The organism is Phragmitibacter flavus, from assembly GCF_005780165.1.
In the GTDB taxonomy this organism is placed as follows: Bacteria; Verrucomicrobiota; Verrucomicrobiia; order Verrucomicrobiales; family Verrucomicrobiaceae; genus Phragmitibacter; species Phragmitibacter flavus.
Genome location: NZ_VAUV01000008.1, coordinates 1 through 11,691, shown reverse-complemented (window position 1 = coordinate 11,691; position 11,691 = coordinate 1). Strand labels below are relative to the sequence as shown.

The 11,691-nt window shown below is 56.7% G+C and carries 9 protein-coding genes; 5 read left to right on the top strand and 4 right to left on the bottom strand.

What is annotated here, in order from left to right; all coding sequences use genetic code 11:
* The first annotated feature begins 94 nt into the window (after positions 1-94).
* On the top strand, positions 95-1,234 hold the full coding sequence (locus FEM03_RS11485) for a trans-sulfuration enzyme family protein (protein WP_138086412.1): 1,140 nt from the start codon (positions 95-97) through the stop codon (positions 1,232-1,234).
* A gap of 65 nt (positions 1,235-1,299) precedes the next feature.
* Here FEM03_RS11485 and FEM03_RS11480 read toward each other — a convergent pair whose 3' ends face one another.
* Positions 1,300-3,117 (bottom strand): SLC13 family permease, encoded by a 1,818-nt coding sequence (locus FEM03_RS11480; protein ID WP_138086411.1) that lies wholly within the window; start codon positions 3,115-3,117, stop codon positions 1,300-1,302.
* 126 nt (positions 3,118-3,243) lie between these two features.
* On the opposite strand from FEM03_RS11480, the gene gpmI reads away from it, so the two are divergent.
* Entirely contained in the window at positions 3,244-4,794 is a 1,551-nt protein-coding gene (gpmI, locus tag FEM03_RS11475; protein WP_138086410.1) for a 2,3-bisphosphoglycerate-independent phosphoglycerate mutase, read from the top strand.
* A 150-nt stretch (positions 4,795-4,944) separates the two neighbouring features.
* On the opposite strand, the gene FEM03_RS11470 is transcribed toward gpmI, so the two are convergent.
* Positions 4,945-5,481, bottom strand: coding sequence for a hypothetical protein (locus tag FEM03_RS11470; RefSeq protein WP_138086409.1), 537 nt, complete (start codon positions 5,479-5,481; stop codon positions 4,945-4,947).
* Between the two features lie 109 nt (positions 5,482-5,590).
* Positions 5,591-6,049, bottom strand: coding sequence for a plastocyanin/azurin family copper-binding protein (locus FEM03_RS11465; RefSeq protein ID WP_138086408.1), 459 nt, complete (start codon positions 6,047-6,049; stop codon positions 5,591-5,593).
* A 237-nt stretch (positions 6,050-6,286) separates the two neighbouring features.
* Between FEM03_RS11465 and FEM03_RS11460 the strand changes: the two genes are divergently transcribed.
* Positions 6,287-7,621 (top strand): DUF1552 domain-containing protein, encoded by a 1,335-nt coding sequence (locus tag FEM03_RS11460; RefSeq protein WP_138086407.1) that lies wholly within the window; start codon positions 6,287-6,289, stop codon positions 7,619-7,621.
* A gap of 274 nt (positions 7,622-7,895) precedes the next feature.
* Entirely contained in the window at positions 7,896-9,788 is a 1,893-nt protein-coding gene (locus tag FEM03_RS11455; protein WP_138086406.1) for a hypothetical protein, read from the top strand.
* Positions 9,789-9,822: 34 nt separating this feature from the next.
* Here the strand turns inward: FEM03_RS11455 and FEM03_RS11450 are convergent, their stop codons facing one another.
* Complete coding sequence (locus FEM03_RS11450; RefSeq protein ID WP_206170978.1) at positions 9,823-10,488, bottom strand: response regulator; 666 nt, start codon at positions 10,486-10,488, stop codon at positions 9,823-9,825.
* Between the two features lie 773 nt (positions 10,489-11,261).
* Here FEM03_RS11450 and FEM03_RS11445 point away from each other — a divergent pair.
* Positions 11,262-11,537, top strand: coding sequence for a hypothetical protein (locus FEM03_RS11445; protein ID WP_138086405.1), 276 nt, complete (start codon positions 11,262-11,264; stop codon positions 11,535-11,537).
* The last annotated feature ends 154 nt before the right edge of the window (positions 11,538-11,691 follow it).

The window sequence follows — 11,691 nt, the reverse complement described above, 5'->3', positions numbered from 1 at the left end:
AAAATTGTTGTCTGGTGTGTGGAAATGGAGACGGAGCGGGGAAGCGGTATTTTTTGTTGGGACGGAGGAGCGGTTCGATTATGGTGGATGATTGATGAGCGCAGACTTTTCTATACTTGATCCGGAGACCTTGGCGGCGCAGGCGTTGGGGTTTGTGGACGTGGGGACGGGGGGGATCGTGCCGCCGGTTTTTCCTTCAACGACTTATGTGCGGGATGAGGCTTATGAGTTGGTGAGCGGTCGGTTGTATTCGCGGGCGGACAATCCCAATTATGATCTGGTGGAAGAGGTGGTGGCGCGGTTGGAAGCAGGGGCGGATGCGGCGGTGTTTGCTTCAGGCAATGCAGCGGGGGCGGCGATTTTTCAGGCGTTGAGGCCGGGGGACCGGGTGTTGATTCCGGCGGTGATGTATTGGGCGTTGAGGGGATGGATCATGAACTGGGCGGTGCCTTGGGGATTGAAGGTGGAGGAGGTGGACATGACGGATCTGGAGGCGGTGAGGATTGCTTTGGCCAATGAAAAGACGGCGCTGGTTTGGATTGAGACGCCGGCGAATCCGAGTTTGGAAGTGACAGATATTGCCGCGGTAGTGGAGTTAGCACGTGAGGTGGGAGCGCGGGTGGCGGTGGATTCAACGTTTGCAACGCCAGTGCACACGCAACCGTTGGTGCTGGGGGCGGATTTGGTGATGCATTCGGCGACGAAGTATTTGAATGGTCACTCGGATGTGGTGGCGGGGATTGTGGTGACGCGGGAGAAGGATGCGTTTTGGGATGGGCTGAAGAAGGGCCGGTTTCAGGCCGGACATGTGCTGGGCCCGTTTGAGGCGTGGCTGTTGTTGAGGGGATTGCGCACGTTGTTTGTGCGGGTGCGGGCGCAGAGTGCGGCGGCGATGCGGATTGCGGAGAGGTTTGAGGGGGACTTGCGCGTGGAGAAGGTGTTGTATCCAGGGTTGCCGGGGTTTTTAGGGCATGAGGTGGCGCGAAAGCAGATGAAGGAGGGGTTTGGGGGGATGATGTCGATTTGTGTGAACGGCGATGCGCTGAAGGTGGCGGGTCGGTTGCAGCTATTCAAACGGGCGACTTCGCTGGGCGGAGTGGAGAGTTTGGTGGAGCACCGCGCGACGGTGGAGGGGGCGGAGTCTTCGGTGGCGAAGAATCTGTTGAGACTCTCGGTGGGGATTGAGTCGGTGGAGGATTTGATCGCGGATTTGGATCAGGCGCTGGGCCGGTGAACAACGGACAGGCTGTAAGCCTATGTTACGACTGCCGCCCGAGGACGGCGGCGCTCCCGGCTGTGTTACAAAGGCCAGAACAAGGGGATGCAGATCGAGCCGAGGACCCACATGATGAGGTCGAGGGGGATGCCGGCGCGGCAGAAGTCGGAAAATCGATAACCGCCGGGGCCGAAGACGAGCATGTGGGTTTGGTAGCCGGCGGGGATGGCGAAGCCGATGCTGGCCCCGGCCATGACGGCGATGATGAAAGGTTCCCAGTTGCATCCGAGGTCGCCGGCAAGGCCGAAGGCGAGAGGGGTGACGAGGGCGGCGACGGCGGTGTTGCTGAGAACTTCGGTAAGGATGATGGAGAGCAGCAGCAGGGCGGAGAGGATGAGGCGCGGGTCCCAGTCGCCGATGACGGACATCATGCCGTGGACGATGGTGGTGGCGGCTCCGGTGGTGTCCATGGCGATGCCGAGCGCGAGGGTGCCGAGGATCATGGTGATCACGTTCCAGTCGATGGAACGATAGGCTTCGTCGGTTTTGAGGCAGCCGGTGGCGGTGACGAGGAGGGCGGCGGACATGGCGACCCATTCGAAGGGGATAAAGTTGCCGAAGCATCCGAGCACGATGACCATGAGGAGGGCGAGCATGGCGATCCAGGCGCGGCTGCGGCGGTAGGTCTGGGCTTTGGGCTGGGTGAGGTTGATGAGGTCGCGTTCTTCGAAGAGCTGGCGCATGCGTTCGGCTGAGCCTTCGAGGAGGAGGGTGTCGCCAATTTCCAGTTTTTCGTCTTCGAAGTTTTCGCGCAGGTTCACGCCCTGGCGGTGGACGGCGAGGATGATGACGCCGTATTGCTGGCGGAGGTTTTGTTCGGTGAGGCTGTGCCCGACGAGTTTGGACTGGCGCCCAAGCATGCCTTCCATGAGGAGGGCCTGTTCGGTTTGGACGTAGCTGAGACCCATTTCGGCTTTGGAGGCCATTTCGATGCCTTTGAGGGCGTTGATGTCGACGACCCCGGAGAGGTGGCTTTTGAAAATGATGCGGTCGCCGGCTTCGAAGCGCACCTGTTTGAGGGGGGTGGTGATGCGGTTGCCGCTGCGGCGCATCTCGATGATGTGGGAGTCGCGCATTTTGGCGAGCGGCGTTTCGCCAATGGTTTTGCCGAGAAGGGGTGAGTCGGCGCTGACGAGGGCGGCGGTGAGGAACTCGCGGCTGTCGTCGACATTGATGAGGGCGGCGAGGCTAGGGCGGTCGGGCAGCAGTTTGCGGCCGAAGAAGAGCAGGAAGGTGATGGTGGCGATGGAAAAAACGATGCCGAGGGGGGCGATGTCGAAGATGGCGAAGGGTTCGAGGCCGCGCTGGCGGACGATGCCGTTGACGACGAGGTTGGTGCTGGTGCCGATGATGGTGCACATGCCGCCGCAGATGGCGAAGAAGGAGAGGGGGATGAGGTAGCGGGAGGGGGGGAGGTTGATGCGTTTGCAGAGGCCGATCAGCATGGGAATGAAGACGACGACGACGGTGGTGTTGTTGAGAAAGGCGGAGGAGACGATGGTGAGCACCCCGAGGGAGAGGAGAATGCGGCGTTCGCCGCGGCCGGCGAGGCGTTCAAACCAGTGTCCGAGGTCTTCGACCAGGCCGGTGCGTTCGACGGCGGCACCGACGATGAACATGAAGGAGACGACGAGGACGGCGTTGTTGCCAAAGATGCTGCCGAGGATGGTTATCTGCTCGGTTTTGTTCTCGGGCATGAGGATGGGGTGACCGTCGAAAGGGACGATCATGAGCAGCAGCAGGGCACCGAGGGAGACGATTTCCATCGGGAGTTTTTCCCAGATGAAGAGTCCCATGACGGTGAGAGTGAGTGCGCAGACGAAGAGTTGATCAGGAGGCATTGAGATGGGGCGAGCCTTCTTTTGTGTCACACGCTGGGGCCTGAGGCAAGACCCACGTGGATTTCAGCGAGGTTTTTTGCAGGCTGTGACTTGCAAGGGCGTGGAATTTGCCGCATCTAGGGGCACATGGCCAAACAACCTGTAGTTCTCATCATTCGCGACGGCTGGGGCATCAACCCGGGTGGCAAAGAAAAAGCAGTGGAAAATGGCGACGCCACGCTGCTCGCCAAGACGCCGTTTCATGACGAACTGTATGCGACCTATCCTTGGGCGACGGTGAGCGGAAGCGGTGAGGACGTGGGATTGCCGGATGGTCAGATGGGCAACAGTGAGGTGGGTCACCTCAATTTGGGCGCGGGGCGGATTGTTTATCAAGATCTGACTCGGATCAACAAGACGATCCGTGATGGCGAATTGGCGGGAAATCCGGTGTTGAAGGAGGCATTTGCGAAGGCACGAGGGAAGCGCCTGCACTTTTTGGGGTTGATCAGTGATGGCGGGGTGCATTCGCATCAGGATCATTTGGTGGCGCTTTGTGATGCGGCGAAGGCGGCAGGCGTGGATGATCTGATGGTGCATGCGATCACGGATGGTCGCGATACTTCACCGACGGGTGGGGTGGCCTATTTGGAAAAATTGCAGGCGGGACTGGCATCGAGCGGGGCGAACATTGCGACGGTGATCGGACGTTATTTTGCGATGGACCGGGACAAACGCTGGGACCGCAACAAGCTGGCGTGGGATGCCATTGTTTTGGGTCGGGGAGAGGCGAGTTTGCTGACGCCAGCGGAGGCGGTGAAGGACAAGTATGCCATCGAACCGCGCGGGGACGAGTTCATGCCGCCGATGTTGTTTAGTCATGTGGGCGAGCTGCGGGTGCGGGATGATGATGTGATTTTGTGGTTCAATTTTCGGGCTGACCGGGCGCGGCAGTTGAGTCAGGCATTTCTTGATCCGACGTTTGATGGTTTTGAGCGGGAGGCGACGCCGCATGTGGGGTATTACACGTTGACGGAGTATGATGCGACCTATGAGAAGCTGGGCGCTCGCGTGGTTTTTGGGCCGACGAGCATGGAGAATATTTTAGGGGAGGTGGTGTCGAAGGCGGGGTTGCGGCAGCTGCGTGCGGCGGAATCGGAGAAGTATCCACATGTGACGTTCTTTTTTAATGGGGGTCGGGAGATTCCGTTTGAGGGGGAGGAGCGGTATTTGGCGGTGAGTCCTGCGGAGGTGGCGACGTATGATCAGAAGCCGCAGATGAGTGCGCCGGATCTGGCATTTGAGCTGGTGCGTCGATTGGAGAATTATGATCTGGCGATCATCAATTTTGCAAATCCGGACATGGTGGGTCACACCGGGGTGGTGGAGGCCGGGGTGCATGCGGTGGAGACGATTGATTTTGCAGTGCGTCTGGTGGTGGAGAAGGTGCTGGCTCTCGGCGGCAAGTTGTTCATCACGGCGGATCACGGCAATTGTGAGACGATGCGCAATCCGGATGGCTCACCGAACACGGCGCACACGACGAATCTGGTGCATGGGATTTATGTGGCGGGCGATGCGGATGGCTATGTGGTGAAGGACGGGGTTCTAGCGGATGTGGCCCCGACGTTGCTGGCGATGTTGGGAGTGGCACAACCGGAGGAGATGACGGGGGGGAGTTTGTTGGTGAAGAAGTGAGAGACGAGGGGGTGGACGTGGGTTGAAGCGAATGGAATGGAGACCGACGGAGCGTCAGTGGTCCGGGCTGCTCGTCGTCGCAAAATGAAAACACCCTGCCGCAGTTGCGGACAGGGTGTCGATAATTCGGATTGAGAAAGAACGGCAGGCTTACTTCTCGAAGGGACTGACGGTCAGCTTTTTGAAGGCGTCGTGGATGCTTTCGGTGGAAGCTTTTGGGCCGGTGAGTTTGATGAAGACCGGGGCGTCTTTGCCGACGAGGATGGAGGCGAGCATCTGGTAATCGGGACGTGGCGTTTTGTTGCCACCCATGGGAGGGCCATCGAGATAGGTTCCGGTGGCAGTGAGGATCACGACCTGGACGCCGTCGATGGTTTGTTCGTCGCGTTTGACCTCTGGGGTGCCCTCAAACTGGCCGATCCAGCGATTGATGTTGGCTTCAACGGCTCCGCCCTGACCGCTACCGAAGTGGTAGAACATGGCTTTGAGTGCGACCGCGTCCTTGATGGGGTGCTCGATGATGGCCTTGGTCATCATGCCGGTGTTCTCCGCTTCCTGCCAGGGGGCGGCGAGGGTAAAGTTGAATTCACCGACGGTGATTTTCTTGGCCGGTTCCTCCGCTTGGGAAGCGGTGAATGGCAGGAGGACGGCGCAAAGCGCGAGAAGGGGAAGGGCGATGGTTTTCATGGTGTTGTTGGGTGTTGGATGAGAGGTTGTTTCTGGAAAAAACGAACCCCGAAAGTCGAAACTTCGGGGCTGTTGAATTTTACTTGGGACGATTTGACGGGGTGGGAAATTATTTCTCCACTTTCAAGGTGCCCTGCATCATCATCCAGTGGCCTGGGAAGGTGCAGATGTAAGGATAGTCGCCGGCTTCGGCTGGAGCAGTGAATTCGAGAGTGCCGGTCTGTCCTGGTTGAATGAGCTTGGTGTGGTGCAGGATGTCGTCGGACTCAGGGATGTAGTCTTTGGCCATGGCCTGTGGGTCGGCGAGCATGCCATTCGCGAGGGCGCCGACTTTTTGCAAGGTGCCTGGCTTGAGGATCAGGACGTTGTGTGGCTGGGGGATGGACCCTTTGTTCTCAAATGTCAGCTTCACTTTTTCTCCCGCTTTGACGGTGAGGACCTTGAGGTCAAACATCAACGGGTTGGCGGTGTCAGGTTTGAGGGTGAGCTCTTTGGCTGCCGCATCCTGGGCTGGAAGGGCGGTGGAAAGCGAGCAAACGGCGGCGGCGGCAATGAATAAACGTCTCATTTCTTGAATTTACGAATGAAGTGCTCTGAGGGGCACTGGTGGTTTCAGATGGAGGATAACGGACTCTTTGGCGAAGATTTTGCAAACGAAAATCGTGAGCGTCGATGGACGACGATTTTTGTGCAACCTTCAAGCGCCAGGGACCGAATTTCGATAGAGGTTCCCTCGCCGACGCGTAGTATTCTTGTGCAGAATACGCACGGTGATTTAATTCACATCAAATAAATTAAAGCATTCATGGCCACTACATCTTCACCGTATTCCCGCCGGGCATTTTTGCGTGGTGCGGGCGCTTTGTTCTCCCTCCCTGCTTTGGAATCGTTTGGGTTCAAGGCTTTTGCTGCTGAGGCGAAGGTGGTGAGTCCGACGCGGATGGCGTTTCTCTACATTCCCAATGGCGTGAATGTGCCTCAATGGCAGGTGAAGGGGGAAGGCAAGGATTATGAGCTGTCACCGACCTTGCAGGTGTTGAAAGATTTGAAGAATGACTTCTCGGTGTTCTCCAAGCTGGCACATGACAAGGCGCGTTCCAATGGCGATGGTGCCGGGGACCATGCCCGGGCGACAGCGACGTTCCTGACCGGTTGTCAGGCGAAGAAAACGGCGGGGTCGGACATTCGCATCGGTCAGAGTGTTGACCAGATTGCGGCGGATCATCTGGGGCATTTGACACCTCTGGCGTCTCTCGAGTTGAGCACCGATGGGGATCGTTCGTCAGGTCGTTGTGATTCGGGTTACAGCTGCGCCTACCAGTTCAACATGTCGTGGAAGAACGAATCGATGCCGATGGCACCTGAAATGGACCCACGGCTGGTTTTCGAGCGGCTTTTTGGCATTCGTGGTGGTGGCAAGGATGGGGAGCGTCGCAAGCGTTACCAGAAGAGCATTTTGGATTTTGTCATGGATGATGCGAAGAGTTTGCAGCGTCGGGTGTCTTCCTCAGACAATCGCAAGATCGACGAATACATGGCTTCCGTCCGTGACATTGAAACGCGCATTGAAAAAGCGGAGCGCATGACGCCCAACCTTCCCCCTGGCGTGGTGCCCCCAGCTGAGATGCCGTCCGATACGCAGGATCACATCCGGGTGATGTTTGATTTGCTGTTGCTGGCCTTCCAGACGGATGCCACACGTGTTTCGACCTTTTTGCTGGCGCATGATGGCAGCAATCGCAGCTTTCCGCAGATTGGAGTGCCGGATGCGCATCACCATCTTTCTCACCACCAGAACAATGCGGAGAAGCTGGAGAAAATCGCAAAGATTGACCGTTTCTACATGGAGCAGTTCGCTTATTTCCTGAAGCGGATGAAGGACACGAAAGAAGGGGGGCAGTCGTTGCTCGACAGTTCGATGATTGTTTATGGCGGCGGCATCGCCGATGGCAACCGTCACAACCACGATGAATTGCCTGTCATTCTGGCGGGACGTGGCAATGGATCGCTGAATCCAGGTCGGCACATCATGCTGCCGGGGGAAACCCCGATGACCAATCTTTATTTGGCAATGCTTGAACGCATGGGAGCCAAGGCGGAGCGGATTGGTGACAGCACGGGGGTCTTGCAAGGCATTTGATTTGACCGGCCCAAATTTCTAGGGCTGGCGGTGGCAGGTCGATCAGTTTTTGATTGACCTGAACGGTCACCCTGGGTTGTGAATGGACAACCACCATCTGAACCAGCTGCTTGTGAGTCCAATGCTAATCCCTTCATCGTCTTGCCGTTGTTGCGAAACTCGTTGGGATTTGGCTCTTGGGTGATCCTTCCGCGCCAGCTTAAGTTTTTTAACTGGTCTCCGACACTCCAAGGTATTAAACTTTAAGAAAAATTAACTAATCGATCGGTCAATCATGTGGCGCACGAATATTCATCGCTTTGCCGGCTATGGTTTCATGGTAGGCTGCATCACGATGGGTGGATGGACAGCGGCACAATCGGTTGAAAATCCGGGCGCCGGTCTGGGACAGAGCTTGGCTGGTTCGCCTCCTGCGGTGGTGGAATTGCCGGCGCCGGAGCCGCGGCGGGTGAGGCAGCCGGTGCAGGAGTATGTGACGGTGATGGATCCCGTTGATGGTGGGGTTCAGCGCCTGGAGCAGGCGATGAACCCGTTCGTGTCCTACACACATTTGGGGACCGATTTCGGTTTCATTGGTCAATCGAATGAAGGGGTGGGCTGGCAGGTCGGGACGGTAAGGGTGGACATGCCGCAAGGGCGCTGGGGAGGGATGTGGCATGCGCTGGCCGGGTTGGGGGCGGATCGAGGGCAAACGCTGGACTTTTCCGCCAGCTTCCCGTCGTTCATTACGGCAAAATTCCAGCCCAAGATCGTTGGAGTAGAATTTCGCGCCAAGGGCCGGGGACAGTTCAAACTGGAGATCAAGGGGGTCGATGAAGAACTGCTGTGGTCGAAGAGCATGGATCTGGATTCCCCGGATTTGCGCACCTTTGTGGAGAACCTCGAGCCGGAAAAAATCGGAAAGGCGAAGTTTCTGAACTGGGTGGCGGAAGCTGGGGCGCAGGCGGAGCTGGATTCGCTGGCATTCATCGTGGAAGCACCGGCGATTGCTTATGATGAATACGTGTTTCTGTCGAGTTATGCCAAGCTGGCGCGCTGTTACAGTTCCAAGCACGGCTTCGTGAGGGACCGGGCGCACACGCGTGAGGGACTTTTTGACAATGTGCCGGCCTCCGGTTTGTTCGCCTTGGCGACCGCACTGGCGAGCCGTCAGGGGATGGTTGAGGAGGCATTTGCGCGGGAGGTGTTGATGCGCATTCATCAAAATGTGGCGGGCATGGCGTCGGCGAACGGCTGGCTGCCTCATTTTGTAAGGTTGGATGGTGGGGGCCGGTATGAGATTGTGCCGGGCACGGAGTTCAGCACCGTGGATTCGAGCCTTTATTTCCACTCCATGTTGCTGGCCTCAGAGATCTTGGGCGACGGGGCCATCAAATCGCAGGTGGCCAAGATGATTCAGTCAATGACGCTGGAGAATCTGGTGGATGCCCAGGGTTACATCGGCCATGGATTTCGGGATGGCGGGGTGAAAGATCCATTGCCATCGGTCTGGAGGGATTGGGGAGGAGAGACGGCCTTGGTGTTGGGGTTGGTAAAGATGATTGACGGTGCTCTCCCACCCCGCATGCTGGAAACCGGACGCGTCCACGATGGCGTGGGCTTCATCGTGGAGATTCAGAGTCTTTTTTATCCAGATTTTGACACGGAGGTTTTGGACGCCGTATCGAGGCAGAACTGGCTGGGAGCACGACGTGAGATGTTGAAGCGTCAGCGCGAATACTTTTCCATTCACTGGCCTGAAAGCCGTGCGGCCAAGCTGGGTTTTTACGGATTGTCGGCGGGGGAGGCGCGTTTGGGCTTGGGTTACATGGTCAGTGGCGTGGATCTGCCGAAACAAAGCTTTTTGCATCCGCATTATGTGCTGATGTCGGCCAGCACGGATGAACGTCCGGAGAACGTCTATGACGTGTTGCGGCGGATGGAGAGCGAGCAGCTTTTTCCGCCATGGGGCATGGTGGAAAATTTTGACCGTGATGTGCAGCAGTCTTTGCCGATGCAAAGCGCGCTTAATGGCGGATTTGAGAGCATTGGCGCTTACCATTTGCTGGTGCGTCATCGTCGTCAGTCGAATGCCGTGCATGAGGCATCGCTTCGTAACGAGGACCTGCGCAAAGCGGGCGAGATGTTTTTCCCATTGGTGCCGACATCGTTCAAGGGTGGCAAGTGACGCCATCGACCATGACAGCCCACCTCTGAGCCCATCAGACAATGCCCAAGTCCCTGGCTAGCAACGCGGCCGATGTCCGGTCCGGTAGCTTCAGTTTGCTCAAGATGCTGGTCATGTGATTTTTTACCGTGCCTTCCGTCAATTGAAGGGCGAGGGAGACCTCTTTGTTGCTGTGCCCTTTTGCCACCAGCCGCAAGATGTCCAGTTCACGATCTGACAAACCCCTAACTCGTTCCCGCTGCTCGTCCGTTGCATCTCTCCAACCGGAACGCTGTCTGCGAAACGCCTCTACTACTTTTGTCACCATGTTCTGCGGCAGGTAAACTTCCCCGCTGGCCACCACGCGCACCGCCTCTACCAACAATTGGTAGGACGCCGTCTTCAAGAAATAGCCGGAAGCCCCTGCCCTCAGCGCGTCGAACAATTCAGCATCGTCCTCCAGCACGGTCAGCATCAGCACACGCACGCTGGGATTTTCTGAGTGGATCCTCCGGGCCGCCTCAATGCCCGAAATTCCCGGCATGCATAGATCCATGATCACCACATCTGGTAGAAGTCCACGCACGATCTCGACCGCCCGTTCACCATTTTCGACGTCAGCAATGACTTCGAGATCTGTCGCTTTTGCCAGCAACGAGCACATCGCCTCGCGGAACAAAGCCTGGTCATCCACAAGAACAACTTTAATCGGATTGATCATGAAAGAGATTCCCCTAAAAAGTCACATTTTTTGTCAGCACCTGACCCTTCAAAAACACACATGGTAAATAGTTTACCGCCCAAGCCCAAAGCACAAGTCTCGATGGTCAATCATGACCAAGGGCATAACGGAACAATAAACGGCATGACCTTGGAGCATGACCAAAGATTGACCAAATCTGCTGGGATTCGGCTGATTGCCCGATTAAGATCGGCTAATCGCAGTCCGTTGCGACCTTTCCCGCATGTGCCCTGCGTTTAACCTACTCAAACCAGCAAGGCAGCTAATCCCGCCAGAAAAACTGCAATCACTTCTCCTCGATTCCATTTCGTCCGTAGTAAGCAGGCAGCGCCGATTCTTTCTTTCAATTTCCCCCGATCAGGACCAGACCGCAACCAATACCCGACGTCACTCCCCATTCAGAAATTCAGACCGCCTCCGAACGGCGCCCCGGTGGATTCTGAAGCGGAGTGGCGATCGGCTACGTTTCATCTCCCGTGCGGCGAGCCGTGGTTCGATGGTGTCAAACGTCTTCCTTGCAGAATAGGTGAGCAGGCATGCTAATAACTTATTAATTAGAACATCTAAACTTACTGCATTCGATTTGATCGAGAAATGAAGTAAAACGAATTCATTTGTCTGAATTCGAAAAGCTGTTCGGATGGCGAGATGATCGCTGGGGGCTTATATCGACAAAGCTTTTATCAACGGGGTTGGGTTTAAGGCTCTTGGATCATTTGGATTGAGCGCGCCATGATGGAATGGGTTGATGGATGAAACTCTGTGGACGTTCGAATTTGGATTGGATTGAGCGGTGGGTTTGGCATGTTTCCTGGCATTTGCGAGGAGAGAGCTATAACGTGGTTGACGGCTGCGGTCAGCACCTGGGAGCGAAAGCAGAAGTTCAAAGCTTGGGCAAAATTGTCGGGTTAAGCACAGAAGCTGTCGCTGAAGATGGTCCGACGACGGTTGCGGATATGGTTCGTGGGCTTGCGAATGGCAATGCCAAACCGGGCCGCAGCAAGAAGGGCGAGGAGAGTCTGATTTGATTTAATTGGATTTGAATGATGCCATGGCTTGTTGCCTCAAAAGTAAATGACACCGGGGAGGTGTAGGAAAGAGGGTGTCGTTGACTCATTAGGTGTGACACCGTGGTTAGGGGGTCATCATTGCTTCGGCGGGCTCGGAATGCAAGGAGCCCGT

What these genes read in the sequence shown, in the direction of transcription:
- FEM03_RS11485 (WP_138086412.1), top strand. Translation starts at nt 95, where the DNA reads ATGAGCGCAGACTTTTCTATACTTGATCCGGAGACCTTGGCGGCGCAG.
- FEM03_RS11460 (WP_138086407.1), top strand. Translation starts at nt 6,287, where the DNA reads ATGGCCACTACATCTTCACCGTATTCCCGCCGGGCATTTTTGCGTGGT.
- FEM03_RS11480 (WP_138086411.1), bottom strand. Translation starts at nt 3,117, where the DNA reads ATGCCTCCTGATCAACTCTTCGTCTGCGCACTCACTCTCACCGTCATG.
- FEM03_RS11445 (WP_138086405.1), top strand. Translation starts at nt 11,262, where the DNA reads ATGAAACTCTGTGGACGTTCGAATTTGGATTGGATTGAGCGGTGGGTT.
- FEM03_RS11450 (WP_206170978.1), bottom strand. Translation starts at nt 10,488, where the DNA reads ATGATCAATCCGATTAAAGTTGTTCTTGTGGATGACCAGGCTTTGTTC.
- FEM03_RS11465 (WP_138086408.1), bottom strand. Translation starts at nt 6,049, where the DNA reads ATGAGACGTTTATTCATTGCCGCCGCCGCCGTTTGCTCGCTTTCCACC.
- FEM03_RS11455 (WP_138086406.1), top strand. Translation starts at nt 7,896, where the DNA reads ATGTGGCGCACGAATATTCATCGCTTTGCCGGCTATGGTTTCATGGTA.
- FEM03_RS11470 (WP_138086409.1), bottom strand. Translation starts at nt 5,481, where the DNA reads ATGAAAACCATCGCCCTTCCCCTTCTCGCGCTTTGCGCCGTCCTCCTG.
- gpmI (WP_138086410.1), top strand. Translation starts at nt 3,244, where the DNA reads ATGGCCAAACAACCTGTAGTTCTCATCATTCGCGACGGCTGGGGCATC.